A 16,695-nucleotide genomic window follows, 5' to 3' on the forward strand; every position below is an offset into this window, starting at 1 on the left:
CTAGGAGACAGGTTGCCGTGAGCGTCAGGACTTTCTGCATATGATCCTCCCTAAGAGTTTGAAAAAGGCTAAACATTTCTTGGTAGATAGGCAACAGGCAGAAGAGCGTCCCCGGGGGCGTTTTGGGGGAGCAGGCTGTCCGGATGAATATGACATCTAAAATAGGCGAGACCTTGCTGGTCGCCCGCTGGGGACGTACCCTCACGGTCTGGTACGGGTCTTACAGAGAACATGCCTGGACCGCTTACTTGTTTCTGCATGCGGGACGGGCAGACTATCCATGGGAGACCGCAAGAGGGCTCACCTCATGCTTTTTTAAGGAAAGATGGCAGGTCCGCGCGAAGTCGGCCTTGCCGGTTGTTCCTGTTTGTCTCGCAAATTCGCAACGAAGGAAGGATCTTATCCGGGCAGACTTCCGGGGTGAGCGGATGCTTTTGTCCCGTTTTGAACAACGTTGTTTATTTGTCGTATCCCCTTGCTAAGTTTTTGTTTCGGTGCTACGGTTTCATAAAATATTTTTTGTGGGGCGCCTTGTTTCAGGAACGCTTCACAGAAAAAACGTGCCGGAGCTCGCAGCCGTCAGGCAAGCACTCCCTCCGGCATGTTCCCTGTTTCATCCTGACCCAGGAGAGGAAGCCTATGAGCTACACACGAAGGGGATTCCTGAAACTGGCAGGCGTGAGTGCACTCTGTCTCTCGCTCAGCCAGTTCGGTTTCAACCTCGGCGAGGCCCAGGCCTATGCCGGGAGTCTCAAGATAGAAGGCGCGAAGGAAGTCATCACGATCTGTCCGTTCTGCGCTGTCTGCTGTCAGGTCATCGCTTACGTGCGCGACGGCAAGCTCGTCAGTACGGAAGGCGACCCTGACTTCCCTGTCAACGAAGGTGCCTTGTGTGCCAAGGGCGCAGCCCTGTTCTCCATGTACACGAACCCGCACCGCCTCACCAAGCCTTTGTACCGGGCGCCCTACAGTGAAAAGTGGGAAGAGAAGGACTGGGGATGGATGCTGGAAAAGATCGCCCGTCGCGTGAAGGATACGCGTGACAAGGATCTTATCCTCAAAAACAGCAAGGGCCAGACGGTCAACCGTCTGGAAAGCATTTTCATGATGGGCACCTCGCATGCCTCCAACGAGGAATGCGCCGTTATCCATCAAGCCATGCGCGGCCTGGGTGTTGTCCAGATGGACCACCAGGCCCGGGTCTGACACAGCCCCACTGTTGCGGCTCTGGCAGAGTCGTTCGGACGCGGTGCTATGACCAACCACTGGATCGACATCAAGAATGCCGACGTGGTTCTTATTATCGGCAGCAATGCCGCTGAACATCATCCTGTTTCGTTCAAATGGATCATGCGGGCCAAGGACAACGGTGCGGCGCTTATCCACGTCGACCCCAAGTTCTCCCGTACGTCCGCCCGTTGCGATTATCATGTGCCGCTGCGCTCCGGTACGGATATCGCGTTCCTGGGCGGTATGGTCAACTATATCCTGGAATCGAACAGCTATTTCCACGATTACGTCGTCAACTATACCAACGCCTCGTTCATCGTCGGCAAGGGCTATGACTTCAAGGATGGCCTTTTCAGCGGCTATGACGCCAAGGCGCGCAAGTATGACCAGAGCAAGTGGGGCTTTGAAAAGGGCCCGGACGGCGCTCCGCTGCGTGACGCCACGCTGAAGCACGAACGCTGCGTCTTCAACCTGATGAAGAAGCACTATTCGCGTTACACCCTGAAGAACGTCTCCGACATCACGGGTGTTTCCGAAGAGAACCTGCTCAAGGTCTACAAGCAGTTCTGTGCCACCGGCAAGCCCGACAAGGCCGGCACCATTCTGTATGCCCTGGGCTGGACCCAGCATACCGTGGGTGTGCAGAATATCCGCTGCTCCACGCTGGTGCAGCTGCTGCTGGGCAACATCGGTGTGGCCGGCGGCGGCATCAACGCCCTGCGTGGCGAGCCCAACGTGCAGGGCTCCACGGACCATGCCCTGCTGTACCATGTGCTGCCCGGCTATATCGGCCTGCCGCTGGCTCCCTGGCAGACCCTGGCCCAGTTCAACAAGGCCAATACCCCGGTCACCAAGATCCCCAACAGTGCCAACTGGTGGGGCAACCGGCCCAAGTACTTCGCCAGCCTGCTCAAGGGCTGGTACGGTGAAGAGGCGAAACCGGAAAATGACTTCTGCTACGGCCTGCTGCCCAAGGGCGAGCCCGGAGCGGACTACTCGTACATGTATGTCATGGACAAGATGTACCAGGGCAAGATCAAGGGTGGTTTTGTCTTCGGCGTCAACCCCATGAACAGCTTCCCCAACACCAACAAGATGCGCAAGGCTCTGGACAATCTGGACTGGATGGTCTGCGCCGAGCTGCATAATTCCGAAACCACGGACAACTGGCACCGTCCCGGCGTCGACCCCAAGAAGATGAAGACCGAAGTCTTCCTGCTGCCGTCGGCGCATCGTGTGGAAAAGGCCGGTACCATCAGCAACAGCGGCCGCTGGCTGCTGTGGTTCGACAAGGCCGTGGAACCCGCCGGTGAAGCCCGCAACTTCGCCGACATGTTCGTACCGCTGATCAACAAGCTGCGCGAGCTGTACAAGGCCGAGGGCGGCAAGCTGCCCGAAGCCCTGCTGAAGATGAACTGGCCCGAAAAGTACGACCCCGAAGAATGGATCCGCCGCATCAACGGCTTCTTCTGGGCCGATACCAAGATCGGCAACCGCCTGTACAAGAAGGGCGACCTGGTCCCGGCGTTCGGCAACCTGCAGGCCGACGGCTCCACCTCGTCCCTCAACTGGCTGTACACCGGCAGCTATACGGAGGATGAAGGCAACAAGTCCAAGCGGCGCGACCCGACCCAGACGCCCATGCAGGCCGCCATCGGCCTGTATCCCAACTGGTCGTGGTGCTGGCCGGTCAACCGGCGCATCCTGTACAACCGCGCTTCCGTGGACCTGAACGGCAAGCCCTACAACCCCAAGAAGGCCGTTATCGAATGGGACGGCAAGAAGTGGGTGGGCGACGTGCCGGACGGCCCCTGGGCGCCGCAGGCCGATACCAAGAACGGCAAGCTGGCCTACATCATGACGACGGACGGTTACGCCCAGCTGTACGGCCCCGGCCGTCTGGACGGCCCGTTCCCCGAGCATTACGAACCGGCGGAAACGCCCGTGGCGCAGCATCCCTTCTCCAAGCAGCTGAGCAGCCCGGTCTACAAGTTCCATACCAGTGATATGGACAAACTGGCCAAGGCTGCCGATCCCAAGTATCCCATCGTGCTGACGACCTACAGCATGACGGAACACTGGTGTGGCGGCGGTGAGACCCGCAACGTGCCCAACCTGCTTGAAGCCGAGCCCCAGCTCTACGTGGAGATGAGCCCCGAGCTGGCCAAGGAAAAGGGTATCGCCAACGGTGACGGCGTGATCGTGGAAAGCGCCCGCGGCAGGGTGGAAGCCATTGCCATGGTGACGGTCCGCATCCGTCCGTTCAAGGTCATGGGCAAGACAGTCCATCTGATCGGTATGCCCTTTGCTTATGGCTGGACGACGCCGAAATGCGGCGACTCCACCAACCGTCTGACCATTGTGGCCTGTGACCCCAACACGACCATCCCCGAAGCGAAGGCCTGTTGTGTGAACATCCGCAAGGCGGACAAGTTGACGGAAATTGCTTAACCAGCACCGGGCGTGCCCTTCGGGGCACGCCCCCCAAGGAGCAAAGATATGCCGAAAGCATTTTTAGTCGATACCACACGCTGCACGGCATGCCGCGGCTGTCAGCTTGCCTGCAAGGAATGGCACGATCTGCCCGCCAACGAGACCAAGCAGCGGGGGAGCCATCAGAATCCGCCGGATCTGAACCCCAACAACTACAAGATCGTTCGTTTCCACGAGCATCTGGACAAGCAGGGCAATGTGGTCTGGAACTTCTTCCCGGACCAGTGCCGCCACTGCGTCACGCCCATCTGCGTGGACGTGGCCGACATGGCCGTGCCCGGCGCCATGATCAAGGATCCCAAGACCGGTGCCGTGCTGGTGACCGACAAGATCAAAAAGCTCAGCGAGCAGGACATGGCAGACGTCATCCATGCCTGTCCGTACAATATCCCCAGGTATGACAAGGTCAAAAAGACCCTTGCCAAGTGCGACATGTGCGCCGACCGCGTCGCTGCCGGGATGCTGCCCGCCTGCGTCAAGACCTGCCCCACCGGGGCCATGGCCTTTGGCGAACGGGACGAGATCCTGGCCCTTGCCAAAAAGCGGCTGGAGGTCGTCAAAAAGACTCATCCCAAGGCATTCCTGGCAGATCCTGACGAAGTCAGCGTGATCTACCTGCTTGCGGAGGAAGCCGAGTTTTATCACGAATACGCGACCTTCGGCTAAATGTCGTTGCCTTCTCCCCGTTCCCACCCTCTCTCCGAAGCCCGCAGGCTTCGTTAGCCGGAGTATCCATGGCCGCATCCTGTCAAAGCGTGGAAGAAACCGTCAGCGGTATCCTTGCCCGCCGTCCTGTCCTGTCCCCTGTCCTGCAAGCCTTTGCCCCGCTGCTGGCTGCCCGGGCCGCGCTGCCCGAACAGCTCAAGCCCCTGCTGGAATCTGCCGGCATCCGTCTGCTCGAGATGCAGCGTGAGCGGGCCGCACAGGGCTATCCGCTGCTGGCGGAGATGTCGCTTGCCGGTATCGGGACAGCCCTCAGGACCGCGGCCGAGACCCTGATCCCGCTGCTTGCGGCCCAGGATGTGGTCAGGCCGCATGAGGCGAAACTGCGGGCGTTCTTCCTGGATGCTGCACAGGGGCCTGAGGCTCCGGTGGCCCTGGCGGAAGCCGTGCTCAATGAGACGGCCGAGAGTGCCGAAAGCGTGGGAAAGATAGCGGCGCATCTGGATATCCCTGTGCAGGTGCTGCTGTTCGCGTTCAGCTTTATGCTGGGGCCTGTCCTGCGGGCCCTGGTGGAGCTGTCGCCGCACGGGAACGGGAAGGAGGCTCCCTGGAACGTGGAAGGTGCCTGGCGGCAGGGCTATTGTCCTGTCTGCGGATCCGGGCCTTCCATAGCGTATCTGGACCGGCCTGTTTTTGATGAGAAAAACGCGTTCCTGGCGGGCGGTGGCGGCAAAAAGCACCTCCACTGTTCGCTGTGCGGCACGGACTGGACCTTCCGCCGCGGGGCTTGTCCCTTCTGCGGCGAAGAAGGGGCAGGTGTCATGGAGATCCTGAAAGAAGCGGGGAATGCCCTGGGCGAGCGCCTGGACTGGTGCACCCGCTGCAAGACCTACTGCCCGGCGGTGGACTTGCGTGAGCGCGATACGACGCCCGATCTGGACGTCCTGGCGCTGGGGATGCTCCATATGGATATGGTCGCGGCCAAAAAAGGCCTGCAGCCCATCCATCCCGCTTTCTGGAACACGTTTTAGCACGAGCTGCCGTGGCTGCCTTGCGGCCAGCGGTCACTACGAGGTAACGCATGAAACGAGCGCTCATTGCGATATGTATGCTGTCATTGATCGGCGGCGCGGCCACCTGGGCCGTGGCTGGCGACGCCAAGGCTCCGGATAAGCCCATCGAGCTCAAGAGCTCGGAGCATAAAAAGATGTGGGTGAAGTTCAACCACGCTACCCATGAGAGCGTGGAGTGCGACGTCTGTCATCACGCGGCCCCCTCTGATGCCAAGGATGCCTATGTGTCCTGTGGCGCAAGCGAGGAATGCCACTCCCTGAAGGGGACGCGGGAACGTGATCCCCAGAGCCTGTTCTGGGCGTATCATACCAAGAATTCCGAGCGTTCCTGCTATGGCTGCCATACGGCCATGCTGGGACCGGGCTGCCGTCCGTGCCATATGCCTCCCCAGGGCGGCGGAGCCGAAGGAAAGTAAGTCACAGTCTGTCTGCTGCCCCGCAGGGAGAGATCCTGCGGGGCAGTTTTTTCTGGAGCCCGGACGGTTGCCGGGTGCGGGTATGCGCGCTTGATCGTTCCTTTTCGGAAGGTTTTTCCGGCCCATGCAGTTTACAGGGCTGCAACAAGCGGGTATCTTTATACAATAGGTCCTTCGGCACGGCAGGCGGCCTGTCCGGTGTCCTTGCGTGCCTGGACTTTCGGATTTTAGCCTTTCCCGAAAGGCCGGAGAGGAAGCCCGCGGATGGTCGGGCAATATGCGGAAGAGCCGCAGGATTTTCAATGGAGACACGCATGCGGATCGGAAAGTGGGATCACGATGCCTTTGTGGCCGTGGTAAAGGATTTTCATGGCCATGTGGCCCCCGGGGTCATCATCGGAGGATATATGGTGGAAATGGCACGGCGTACCCTGCCGGAAGGCATCCTGTACGACGCCGTTTCGGAAACGGTCCAGTGTCTCCCGGATGCCATCCAGCTGCTGACCCCCTGCACGGTGGGCAACGGCTGGTTGAAGGTCTATCATTTTGGTATTTATGCCCTTTCCCTGTATGACAAATATACGGGGGAAGGGACGCGCGTCCGTCTCAACGTGGAGGCCCTGGATGCCTATCCGCATGTGCGGGCCTGGTTCCTCAAGGAAAAGCCCAAGCGTGAGCAGGAACCGGAACTGCTGCGTGAAGAGATCCGCACGGCCGGCATGGACCTGCTCCAGGCCGCCCCTGTGCGTATCCATCCTGACTTTTTGGTGAAGAAGGGGAAAGGCGTCGTGCGTCGTTGTCCGCGCTGCGGGGAATGGTATCCGGCAGTGCTGGGCGATCTGTGCCGTCGCTGTCAGGGGGATGGCCCCTACCTTGCCGGAAAGGAATAGCCCTGTCGTTCCGGGCCCACGGAAAGCATACCGCCGTGGGCCTTTTCTTTTCAGGAGAGAGCGTGATGGAACTGGAAGCCCGCAAAGCCGTACTGTATTCCATTTTTGATGCCGGGGTGCGGGCTGTGGCTCCCGATGCGGCCCTGATGCGTCATGTCTGTCTGGAAGGCGACAGCCTGCTTGTGGACGGGAAACGCTGGCCGTTGCCGCGCCGGGGCCGTTTGCTGGTGCTGGGAGCCGGCAAAGGGGTCGCGCCCATGGGCGCTGCCGTGGAAGAGCTGCTGGAGGATCGCATCCATAGCGGGCTGCTGGTGGTCAAGTACGGTCACGGTCTGCCGTTACGGCAGATCACTCAGGTGGAGGCCGCCCATCCTGTCCCGGACGCGGCAGGCGCAGCAGCCACGCAGGCATTGCTGGAGCTGGCCGCCGGGACGACGGCAGACGATCTTGTCCTCTGTCTGCTCACAGGCGGGGCCAGTGCCCTGACGCCAGCCCCGGTGCCCGGCGTCACTCTGGAAGACATGCAGCAGGTGACGGAGCTGCTGCTGCGCAGCGGCGCGACCATCGCGGAACTCAATGCCGTCAGGAAGCATCTGTCCCGTTTCAGCGGTGGCCAGCTGGCCCGGACGGCTGCTCCGGCCGGGGTGGTGAGCGTGATCGTTTCCGACGTGGTGGGGGACGTTCTGGATGTCATCGCCTCGGGTCCCACAGCACCCGATGCTTCGACGTTTGCGGACTGCATGGACATCCTTGCCCGCTACGAGCTGGCACCGGCCATGCCGCCTGCTGTCCTGGATCATCTTCAAAAAGGCTGTCTGCGTCAGGATGCCGAGACGCCCAAGCCGGGGGATGCCTTGTTCCGGCATGTGCAGAATACCCTGGTCGCCACCAACCGGCAGGCCCTGGATGCGGCGGCGGAGCAGGCCCGGCAGCAGGGCTTCCGTCCTGTCATCCTGACGAACAAAATGGTGGGGGAAGCCCGGGAGCAGGCGGCCCTGCTGGTGGCGCAGGCCCGGCGGATGGCGGCCGAACTGCCGGCGGATGCACAGCCGCTCTGCCTGCTGGCCGGTGGTGAGACGACGGTGACGCTCCGCGGCGGGGGCAGGGGAGGGCGCAATCAGGAAATGGCGCTGGCAGCCAGCCTGGCCTTGCAGGACTGCCCGCATGTCTGCGCCCTGTTTGCCGGTACGGACGGCACCGATGGCCCTACGGACGCTGCCGGAGGATGCGCCTGGGCCGGGAATCTGGCTGTGACGGGGATGGAGCAGGCACGTCATGCCCTGGAAGAAAACGATAGTTATCCGATACTTCACCATTGCGGCGCTCTGCTGCGGACCGGTCCCACACGGACGAATGTGATGGATCTGGCCGTGCTGCTGGTCTGGCCGGAAAAGGCTCAGTAAAAGTTTTTTCTTTGCGGTCATAGCTTGACAATGACAGGTTTAAATAGTAATGTTTATTAAATACTTGGAGTTTGCTATGGCCCAACCACAGACCAGAATGACTAGGCAACGTGCTGTCATCCTTGAAGAACTGAGAAAAGTCAAAACACACCCCACAGCGGATGAACTGTACAGCATCGTTCGTGAGCGCCTGCCCCGCATCAGCCTCGGTACGGTATACCGCAACCTCGATTTCCTGGCGGATACCGGCGAGATACGCAGGCTCGAAGCGGCAGGGACGACAAAACGGTTCGATGGCGATATTTCCTGGCATCAGCATGTGCGCTGCATCCATTGCGGGCGCATAGGTGATGTCATGCAACCCCTGCCGGTACCCTCTGTGGCAGGCATGCAGGTAGAAGGCTTTTATTCCATCGTCGATTCCCGTGTGGAATTTGACGGTATTTGTGAAGCCTGCGCCGCCAAGGGCTTGAAGTAAGCACACGCTTCCGGGACGGACTTTGTCCGTCCCGATCCCTCAAAGGAGATTGTTATGGCTGAAGCTCAGGACATGTGGCGTTGCCAGATGGTGAATTGCGGTTATGTCTACGACCCGGATCGTGGCGACAGACGCCACAAGATCCCTGCCGGTACCAAATTCGAGGACCTTCCTGATGACTGGCGCTGTCCGGTCTGTGGCGCGGCAAAGAAAAGTTTCCGTCGCCTCTCGGAAGAAAATTAGCATTCAGGCAAGGACGCCCTTCGGGGCGTCTTTTTTATGATGGCTGTGACTGTACCGTGCAGGCACGGAGTAAAAGACACCCGGTATGCGGGTGTCTTTTTTTATGGGCAAGCATTATGCATGCCGGGTTCGTATCATAACAGCCCCGTCCAGTGCCGCTGGCCGCTGCCGCCGGACGTTGGCCTGGCAGAAGGATACCGGAGGGCAGGGGAAACAGCTTCTCTGTCTTGCGCAGGGGACAGGAGCATGGTTTTTCTGTCCGCATCTGCCAAACATCTCCTCCCGTCCGGCATCCGTTGTCCTGCCCGGGCAGGGCGGTAAAGAGATGCTTGCGTAGCCTGACTGTTTTGGTATCTTCAAAAAATACCTTGTTTCAGCAACAGACTGGTGCGCATGAAATATCTACCATCACAGATCATGACCTTTTTGCACGAGCGCGGCGCAAAGCACAATATGATCGTGCTGCGGCGCTTTTTCATTACCCTGTGCATCATGATCGCCGCTTACAGCGTCATCTTCCACTGGCTCATGGAATATGAAGGGAAGGAACATTCCTGGATCACCGGGGTCTACTGGACGCTGACGGTCATGTCCACGCTCGGTTTTGGGGACATCACCTTTTCCTCGGATCCGGGCCGCATCTTTTCCATCGTCGTGCTCATGTCGGGCGTGATCTTTTTCCTGATCATGATGCCCTTCACCTTCATCCAGCATTTTTACATGCCGTGGCTGGAAAGCCAGAAAAAGGACATGGTGCCGCGCCGTCTGCCCGCCGGGATCAGGGGGCATGTGCTGATCGCCGGAAGCGGCCCCATCACCCTCAACCTGGCCGATGACCTGGCGCGCCATGGTATCCGGCGTGTGCTGCTGTGCAATGATCCCCAGACAGGTCTGGACCTGCTCGACCAGGGCTATGAAGTGGCTGCCGGTGACCATGACGACGTAAAGACCTACCAGAAATTGCACGCCGATACGGCCGCCATGCTGGTAGTCATGGATACGGACATCCGCAGTACCAACATCGTCTTCTCGGCCCGTGAAGCCGCGCCCCAGGTGGTCATCGCCGCGGGGGTGGAAAATCCCGATGCGACGGACATCCTGCGCCTGGCAGGATGCAACAGGGTGTTCCAGTTCCATAATGTGCTGGGTGAGGCCATGGCCCGACGGGTGGTCCGCTCGTCCCAGCGGGCCAGCATCATGGGCCGCTTCGGCCGTCTGGTGGTGGCGGAAGCCCCGGTGATGCACAGCAGTCTGGCCGGCAAGACCCTGCTGGACTGCAGCTTGCGCGAACGGACGGGCATCAACGTAGTCGGCGTCTGGGATCGCGGCGCTTTCCAGCTGCCCGGGCCGCATACCATGTTCACGGAAAGCAGCGTGCTGGTGGTGGCCGGTACGGAAAAACAGGTGCGGACGTTCGACCGCCTGATCAGCGAGCCGGAAAAGGCAGAGATGGAGAACGTGCCCGTGGTCATCCTGGGCGGCGGCAGGGTGGGCCTTGCCGTGGCGCGGAACCTGGCACGCCGCAAGATCCCTGCGGTGATCGTGGACCGGCAGCCGCACATCAATTCCGGCGCCATCCCCCATGTGCACGGGGATGCCGCGGATCTTGCCGTTCTGGAAAAGGCCGGTATCCGCAAGACGCGCACCATCATCATCACCACCCATGACGATGACGCCAATATCTATCTGACCATCTACAGCCGTCGTCTGCGGCCGGATGCCCAGATCCTCTGCCGTGCCTCGCTGGACCGTAACGTCAACGGCCTGCACAGCGCCGGTGCGGACCAGGTGCTTTCCCTGGCTTCGCTGGTGAGCAACAGCATCATCAATCTGCTGGCTCCGGACAAGATGATGATGCTGAATGAGCGCCTGCTCGTCTTCCGCTATACCATCCGCGGACAGCTGCAGGGCAAGAGCCTGATGGAATGCGGCATCCGCAACAAGACCAAGTGCAGTGTGCTGGCCGTGCGCGACAATACCGGCACCATGCACGTCAACCCTGATCCGGGCTACATTTTCGCTCTGGGGGATGCCCTTTATCTCATCGGCGACTCGGAGGCCGAGGAGCGCTTCCGCGAACGTTACGGCATCGACAGCAATCTGGCCTGTGCCGATGCTGATTTGAGCTGAGGCATCGCAGCGGCCCAGGGGTTCGCAGCCGCAGTATGCAGCCATCCGCTAGCCCTGCAGGAGCTGCAAGACTTCCTTGTCGTCTGTCACGACCTCGAAGGCCGATTGCAGGGAAGCGGGCAGGCGGGAAGGCCGGCCGGTCGCCATGTCGATATAGACCCAGACCGTGGCCGCTTCGGCCAGGACGCTGCGATCGGCGGCGCGCCAGAACAGATAGCGGCGCAGGCTCTGGCGGGAGGCAAGCTCGGCCACCCAGGTGGCGGCGGTGATGACATCTCCGGCAAGGGCAGGGCGTTTGTAGGTGATGGTATGCTGGCGGACGACCCAGCCGTGCCCTTCCGCTTCGTAGCGTTCCACGCCCCAGCCCTGAACAGTGGAGTGGTTGATGGCCAGATCCTGCATCCACTGCACATAGCACAGGTTGCTGACGCGTTTCTGGATGTCGATATGCTGGGGAGCGACGATGATTTCCTGGGTGAAGATGCGCATGGTTCCTTCTTGGCAGGGCCGGGTGCTGCCTGCCGTGCAGAAGGCAGCATATACCTCTCCACGGGGAAAGGCCATGCGCCTTTTGCCTGCCTCTGCTGCCTGTCGGAGAGATTTCGCTTGTCTGTCCTGCTGCCCCAGCGTAGAGGGGAACAGAGATGTATTCGGGACAGGAGGGAAGGAGCATCATGGTACAGCGCATGACCATGGCATGGGTAAAATGGTTGGGATGTGCGGGCTTGCTCCTGCTATTGTCGGGGCCGGTCATGGCCGCGGAAGGCGTGCTGGAGATCCTGGCGGCCGGAGATGTGCTGCTGGGCGGCCGGATGCTCGAAGCGCCCCAGGCTGGAGAGCTTTTCGGGCCCCTGACCCGCCGGCGTCTGGAGCAGGCGGACATTTTTCTGTGGAACTGCGAGATCGCCGGTCTTTCTTCCGTCTCCAAGCAGAATACCTTCGTCTTCCATGCCGACGGGATGCTGTTCCCCCAGATGGCGTTTGCCAATGGCGCTGCCTGCACCGCCAACAACCATGTGTTCGACGGGCTGGAAGAGGGCGCGGCCAATTTGATGGCGGTGCTGGAAGGGGCCCGTATCCGCTACAACGGCCTGCATGACCGCGGTACCTTCGCACCCCTGTCCCTTTTGCCCCAACGAGAGCCGCCGGTCTATCTGCTGACGGGATCGCCCATGTCGCAGATAGGCAGCGGGCCCCGGATCGTCACACTGTCCTATCCCCAGCTGCTGGAAGCCGTGCGGACATTGCGTGCCCGGGAGCCGGAGGCCTGTATCATCCTGTATTCCCATGACGGGAACGAAGGTTTTTCCGAGGCTTCGGATCGTCAGCGGCTCTGGGCGGATTGGTTTGCCGCCGCAGGGGCGGACATCATCCTTTTCGCCCACAGCCATTGCTACGGCGGGTTCGAGACCCTCGAGGCCTCGCCGCGCAAGACCTTCGTGGCCTGGGGACTGGGGAATTTTTTGTTCGGCGGCAACCGAGGCTGGCGGAGCCGGAGCGATGTGCGCCTGCTGTCCATCCGTCTCGATATGGCCACCGGCGGCAAATCCGCCTGCTGGCTGTACGGGAAGACCAAAAACTGGCAGTTTTCCCTGTACCGCATGGACGAAAGCGTGCTGCGGCAGGTGCAGGATCTGGGGGCCAGGGCTGCCGCCATCGTCGGCCAGCCTCCGGTGGAAGGGAACGAACAGGAAAAGGCCGATGAAGGATTCGGGCTGGGCTCATTGTTCCTGTTCTGGAAAAATCTTTAGGCTCTGCAGGGCCTGTGGGCGACCGGGCAGGACTGCAGCCAGAATGCGGCGATGGGGAAGGCAGGAAGCCTGGTCGACCATATCCTGGTCAGCCAGTTTTGAAAAAAGATACATGCAGGGACACGATGCCTGTCCGGGGAGCCGGACAGGCATCGGCCAAAACAGAAGGGGCGGCAGGTATTCCTGCCGCCCCTTCGTCTGACAGGAAGCGGGGGTGCCTCCTGCCCGGGGGAGGGCATGGCATCGGGCCGTCTAGGAGGTGGGGATTACTTGGCGCTTTCGCTGGTCGGGAAAGCGAAGTTGTCCTGGTAGTACCGGGTCACAGGGTGCTTGTACTTTTCCAGCGGCACGGGGACGCGGAAGAATTCCGGTTTGCTATCCGCATCCTTGCGCAGGCAGAGCCAGGCCAGCTGGGATTCGTCACGCACGGGGTAATCTTCGCGGTAATGGCCCGCACGGGTCTCCTTGCGTTCCAGAGAGGCCCGGACGTACATTTCGCTGACAAAGGCCACACCACGGGTCTCATGCAGCTTGAGCAGGTAGTGGGGATCCGTCGCAACCATACGCGGCAGGTCTTCTTCCCGGATGCGCTCCAGTTCCTTGAGCGCGGCCTGAAGGCTGCGTTTGTTCTTGAGGATGGAGACCCCGTAGGGGAAGACCGTTTTCTGGATGGAGGTCAGCACTTCCTTGGGAGTGAGACCTTCCTTGCCCAGAGGAGCGAACAGGGCCTGCTGGCGGGCAGTGATTTCCGCGTCGGACAGGTCGCTCTTGACTTCCGGCAGCGTCTGGAGCAGGCGGGCCGCATTCTCACCGGCCATATGGCCCAGCACGGACGTGGTCATCAGGGCAAAGCCGCCGGCGTAGACACCGGGCTCGGTGGCACGGGCCGTACCGGCAGCCAGAAGGCCTTCCAGATTGGTGTTGCCCCAGGCATCGGCCCGCAGACCGCCGTAAGAAACGGTCATCTGGGGCACCCATTCCGTGGAATCCCGGAACAGGTCCAGACCCAGGGCGGAAAGCTTGTCATAGTTCAGCTTCTGCCAGCCGTTCTGGGGACGCAGCAGGATCAGGTTCTCCTGCTGGATGTGGCTCAGGTCGAAGGTGATGGGACCGCGACCGGCCCGGATCTCCATGGCCATGGCCATGGTGGTGTAGTGGGGGTCGGTATTGGAGCCCAGCACGGGAGAGTAGCGCTCCATGAAGGGCTCGCCTTCGGCATTGACGAAGCGCGCGCCCAGAGGCATCAGCACGGTCTGGCCTTCCCAGCCGAAGAGGCGGGGCATGTTCCAGACACGGGCAAATTCCAGGTTCTGCAGGACCGCGCCGGCCTCATAGGTCATCTGCATGGTCTCGCCGGTAGGCGTGTTCTTGCCGTACGAGGTCTTCCAGCCGCCCATGCCGCTGGCGGCAATGACCACCCGGGCGTCGAAGCGGTAAAAATCGCCGTTGATGGTATCGAAGCCCAGGGCGCCGCAGACGCGGCCGTCCTGCTGCAGCAGCTCGGTCAGCAGGATGCGTCCCACCCGCTCCACGGAGCGCTGCTTGAGCTGGCGCACGATGTTCTTGACCATCAGCTCGCCGCCACGGCCCTTGAGCTGGGCCGGGTACAGCTTCACATGGTCCAGTCCCCGCTGGGGGACGTATTTCATGCTGCCGTCTTCTTTCTTGAAAAATTCGCAGCCGAAGCGTTCGTAGTCATGCAGACGGTCGGCAGAGCGCTTCAGGATCTCTTCCATGAGGTCCTGGTCGCAGAGGCCGTCGAAATAATAGATGAAGTCCTGGACCCACTCGTCCACGTTGTCCGGGGGGAGGACGGCTTCAAAGTCGCCGCCCGCCATGGTCATCAGACCGCCCCAGTCGCGGGGGCCCTTGTCCACGATGCAGATGCGGGCTTCAGGGGCCAGTTCGGAACAGCGGTAGGCGGCCCACAGGCCGGCGGAACCGCCGCCCATGATCAGGACGTCCGTCGTGATATGATGCATGTTCATCTTACAGTCCTCCGCCCAGAGCCTTGGGGATATCGGGGAAAACAGGCGGCAGTTCTTCGCGGAACGGATGCACGAAGATGGCGCCTGACGGGCACAGCCGTTCACAGATATAGCAGGTCATACAGTCGTCGGCATAGGCGATGAAGGCCTTGCCGTCCTCACCGAGCCGCAGGGCGTCCAGAGGACATTTTTCCACGCAGGCGCCGCAGCCGATACAGATAGCGGCATCGATTCTTTCGATCATGGTCTTTCCTTTGGGCACGGCCGTAGTGGAGATACGGCCGTGCCATTGTTCAGGAGGGCTGGCTAGAAAGAGTAGATGAACAGCACGCTCACGTTCCAGGCGTCACGGATGTCGCGATGGTCGCCGCCGGTCAGGCTCTGGCCCCAGACGTCATCCGACTTGTCCAGCCACAGGGCGATGTAGCTGGCTTCCAGGTTGACCTGCAGGTTGTCATAGATCTTGTATTCGTTGAGCAGGCCGAATTCCAGGGCGTAGTCACGCGTGGTGAGGTACAGGTTTTCGCGGCCGACCTTGGTGGTGCCTTCGGGATTGTTGGGAGCCATCCATTCGCCGGTACGCTCGTGGTACTTCTTCAGGATGCCGGGATCGTTGGTACCGCCGAGCAGGCTGATGTGGAAGGTGTGCTTGAGGTCTTCCAGGAAGCTCATGTCCTTCAGGCGGAAGCCCACGCCCCAGGTGCCCACCAGGTTGTTGCCGATGACGCGGTCACGCTCGAGGCCATTGATGTCCGGGCCCATGAAAGTGCCGGAGAAACTACAGGGACCGTAGTCGTTGCTGACGGTGGGCAGGCGTTCGGAACCGTTACCCACGTTGTCGTCGTCACCGGAGCTGTACCAGCCGAACAGACCCAGCTTGGTCCAGTCCAGATTGTATTCCAGCAGCAGGCCGGCCAGCCAGCCGGAGCGGTTCAGGGAGCCGTCGTCATAGGTCACGTTGCCGTACGAGAAATCCCAGGCGATGCGGAAGGGATCCCATTTGGTGATCTCGCCGCTCAGGCCGCCCCACCAGGCAGTGCCGTAAGCATTGAGTTTTTCCTTGTGGCTCAGCAGGTCGGCGCGCAGGGGGAACAGGCCGCTCAGGGCATAACCGCCGTTGACGCCGTTGATCTTGTTGCCGACGTAGGCATAGTTTTTGGAGCTGTCATTGCGGAACGTGTTGGAACCGATGGAGGCGAACATGCCCCAGGGGGTCAGCTTGACGCCGTCAAAGGTCAGGGGCACCATCAGGCCGGCCATGTCCATGTTGTCCATGAAATTCTTCTGGTCGCCGTCGGCATTGCCCACATAGTTGTCGTTGTACGGACGGGCCCAGAAAGCCGTCATGGCAGCGTTTTCATTGAAAACGTAGCTGGCGGTGATGGCGGCCACGTCAGACTGGAAGACGGTGGGGCCGCCCATGGCCATGTAGGGCAGACCGATGCCCTGGATACCCATGCGCAGTTTGAGGTCCGTATCGGGCACGCGCCAGTCGATGAAAGCTCGCTTGAGCTTCACGATATTCTTGTCGGCGCCCATGGCCATGCCGCCCTGAGGATCCTCGGCCTTGCCCCAGATGGACTTGCCGATTTCAAAGTAGACCTGACCGGAAAGGTTTTCGTCAGCCACGGCGTCGATGACCAGACGGACACGGGAACGGGCTTCAAATTCGTCTTCGCTCGGGTCATAGCCGGTATGTCCGCCATTGGTAAAGTTACCGTTCTGACCATACTGGAAACTCGCCAGCCATACCCCCTTGGCCTTGAAGTCTACAGCGTGGCTTGCCTGGGCGGCTCCCGTCACCATGGCTGCTGCCAGCAGCAGGCACCAAATCTTTTTCATAATCCTTCCTCCAGAGAGACAGTAGTTTTTGGGCAAAGCCCGGAAACTTGGGTACAAAAACAGACCCGGAGGCGAAAAAGGCGCCTCAGGGGGTC

General features: G+C 60.7%; 14 protein-coding genes. 10 read left to right on the forward strand and 4 right to left on the reverse strand.

Annotated elements, in window-relative coordinates; translation table 11 throughout:
* The first annotated feature begins 639 nt into the window (after window positions 1–639).
* The 9 genes from fdnG (at window position 640) to ACQRCJ_RS03915 (ending at window position 11,019) form a co-directional block, all read left to right on the forward strand.
* Window positions 640–3,681, forward strand: a complete 3,042-nt coding sequence (gene fdnG, locus ACQRCJ_RS03875) for a formate dehydrogenase-N subunit alpha (RefSeq protein ID WP_427799375.1) — start codon at window positions 640–642, stop codon at window positions 3,679–3,681.
* A 48-nt stretch (window positions 3,682–3,729) separates the two neighbouring features.
* Complete coding sequence (locus tag ACQRCJ_RS03880) at window positions 3,730–4,389, forward strand: 4Fe-4S dicluster domain-containing protein (RefSeq protein WP_168936421.1); 660 nt, start codon at window positions 3,730–3,732, stop codon at window positions 4,387–4,389.
* Between the two features lie 68 nt (window positions 4,390–4,457).
* Window positions 4,458–5,417 (forward strand): formate dehydrogenase accessory protein FdhE, encoded by a 960-nt coding sequence (locus tag ACQRCJ_RS03885; protein ID WP_427799376.1) that lies wholly within the window; start codon window positions 4,458–4,460, stop codon window positions 5,415–5,417.
* A gap of 77 nt (window positions 5,418–5,494) precedes the next feature.
* Entirely contained in the window at window positions 5,495–5,875 is a 381-nt protein-coding gene (locus tag ACQRCJ_RS03890; RefSeq protein ID WP_168936419.1) for a cytochrome c3 family protein, read from the forward strand.
* A 314-nt stretch (window positions 5,876–6,189) separates the two neighbouring features.
* The gene (locus ACQRCJ_RS03895; protein ID WP_239465054.1) at window positions 6,190–6,765 is read left to right on the forward strand and encodes an FmdE family protein; all 576 of its coding nucleotides are present in this window, start codon (window positions 6,190–6,192) and stop codon (window positions 6,763–6,765) included.
* A 65-nt stretch (window positions 6,766–6,830) separates the two neighbouring features.
* Entirely contained in the window at window positions 6,831–8,168 is a 1,338-nt protein-coding gene (locus ACQRCJ_RS03900) for a glycerate kinase type-2 family protein (protein ID WP_427799386.1), read from the forward strand.
* A gap of 76 nt (window positions 8,169–8,244) precedes the next feature.
* The gene (locus tag ACQRCJ_RS03905; protein ID WP_040369377.1) at window positions 8,245–8,646 is read left to right on the forward strand and encodes a Fur family transcriptional regulator; all 402 of its coding nucleotides are present in this window, start codon (window positions 8,245–8,247) and stop codon (window positions 8,644–8,646) included.
* 54 nt (window positions 8,647–8,700) lie between these two features.
* Complete coding sequence (locus tag ACQRCJ_RS03910) at window positions 8,701–8,889, forward strand: rubredoxin (RefSeq protein WP_168936417.1); 189 nt, start codon at window positions 8,701–8,703, stop codon at window positions 8,887–8,889.
* Between the two features lie 393 nt (window positions 8,890–9,282).
* Window positions 9,283–11,019 (forward strand): potassium channel family protein, encoded by a 1,737-nt coding sequence (locus ACQRCJ_RS03915; protein WP_204626676.1) that lies wholly within the window; start codon window positions 9,283–9,285, stop codon window positions 11,017–11,019.
* Between the two features lie 48 nt (window positions 11,020–11,067).
* Here the strand turns inward: ACQRCJ_RS03915 and ACQRCJ_RS03920 are convergent, their stop codons facing one another.
* Window positions 11,068–11,508: an acyl-CoA thioesterase gene (locus ACQRCJ_RS03920; protein WP_303930655.1), complete on the reverse strand. Its 441-nt coding sequence runs from the start codon at window positions 11,506–11,508 to the stop codon at window positions 11,068–11,070.
* A gap of 263 nt (window positions 11,509–11,771) precedes the next feature.
* On the opposite strand from ACQRCJ_RS03920, the gene ACQRCJ_RS03925 reads away from it, so the two are divergent.
* Complete coding sequence (locus ACQRCJ_RS03925; RefSeq protein ID WP_427799377.1) at window positions 11,772–12,770, forward strand: CapA family protein; 999 nt, start codon at window positions 11,772–11,774, stop codon at window positions 12,768–12,770.
* 266 nt (window positions 12,771–13,036) lie between these two features.
* Here ACQRCJ_RS03925 and ACQRCJ_RS03930 read toward each other — a convergent pair whose 3' ends face one another.
* From ACQRCJ_RS03930 to ACQRCJ_RS03940, 3 genes are all read right to left on the reverse strand, one after another.
* The gene (locus tag ACQRCJ_RS03930) at window positions 13,037–14,758 is read right to left on the reverse strand and encodes an FAD-binding protein (RefSeq protein WP_303996169.1); all 1,722 of its coding nucleotides are present in this window, start codon (window positions 14,756–14,758) and stop codon (window positions 13,037–13,039) included.
* 1 nt (window position 14,759) lies between these two features.
* Entirely contained in the window at window positions 14,760–15,002 is a 243-nt protein-coding gene (locus ACQRCJ_RS03935) for a 4Fe-4S dicluster domain-containing protein (RefSeq protein WP_006005330.1), read from the reverse strand.
* Window positions 15,003–15,064: 62 nt separating this feature from the next.
* On the reverse strand, window positions 15,065–16,600 hold the full coding sequence (locus ACQRCJ_RS03940) for an outer membrane homotrimeric porin (RefSeq protein WP_302261632.1): 1,536 nt from the start codon (window positions 16,598–16,600) through the stop codon (window positions 15,065–15,067).
* Between the last annotated feature and the right edge of the window lie 95 nt (window positions 16,601–16,695).

The organism is Desulfovibrio sp. SGI.102 (assembly GCF_050314315.1).
GTDB lineage: Bacteria > Desulfobacterota > Desulfovibrionia > Desulfovibrionales > Desulfovibrionaceae > Desulfovibrio.

Coding starts and splice junctions, on each gene's coding strand:
- ACQRCJ_RS03895 (WP_239465054.1), top strand. CDS start 6,190: ATGCGGATCGGAAAGTGGGATCACGATGCCTTTGTGGCCGTGGTAAAG.
- ACQRCJ_RS03935 (WP_006005330.1), bottom strand. CDS start 15,002: ATGATCGAAAGAATCGATGCCGCTATCTGTATCGGCTGCGGCGCCTGC.
- ACQRCJ_RS03890 (WP_168936419.1), top strand. CDS start 5,495: ATGCTGTCATTGATCGGCGGCGCGGCCACCTGGGCCGTGGCTGGCGAC.
- ACQRCJ_RS03885 (WP_427799376.1), top strand. CDS start 4,458: ATGGCCGCATCCTGTCAAAGCGTGGAAGAAACCGTCAGCGGTATCCTT.
- ACQRCJ_RS03940 (WP_302261632.1), bottom strand. CDS start 16,600: ATGAAAAAGATTTGGTGCCTGCTGCTGGCAGCAGCCATGGTGACGGGA.
- ACQRCJ_RS03925 (WP_427799377.1), top strand. CDS start 11,772: ATGGCCGCGGAAGGCGTGCTGGAGATCCTGGCGGCCGGAGATGTGCTG.
- ACQRCJ_RS03880 (WP_168936421.1), top strand. CDS start 3,730: ATGCCGAAAGCATTTTTAGTCGATACCACACGCTGCACGGCATGCCGC.
- ACQRCJ_RS03905 (WP_040369377.1), top strand. CDS start 8,245: ATGGCCCAACCACAGACCAGAATGACTAGGCAACGTGCTGTCATCCTT.
- ACQRCJ_RS03920 (WP_303930655.1), bottom strand. CDS start 11,508: ATGCGCATCTTCACCCAGGAAATCATCGTCGCTCCCCAGCATATCGAC.
- ACQRCJ_RS03900 (WP_427799386.1), top strand. CDS start 6,831: ATGGAACTGGAAGCCCGCAAAGCCGTACTGTATTCCATTTTTGATGCC.
- ACQRCJ_RS03910 (WP_168936417.1), top strand. CDS start 8,701: ATGGCTGAAGCTCAGGACATGTGGCGTTGCCAGATGGTGAATTGCGGT.
- ACQRCJ_RS03915 (WP_204626676.1), top strand. CDS start 9,283: ATGAAATATCTACCATCACAGATCATGACCTTTTTGCACGAGCGCGGC.
- ACQRCJ_RS03930 (WP_303996169.1), bottom strand. CDS start 14,758: ATGAACATGCATCATATCACGACGGACGTCCTGATCATGGGCGGCGGT.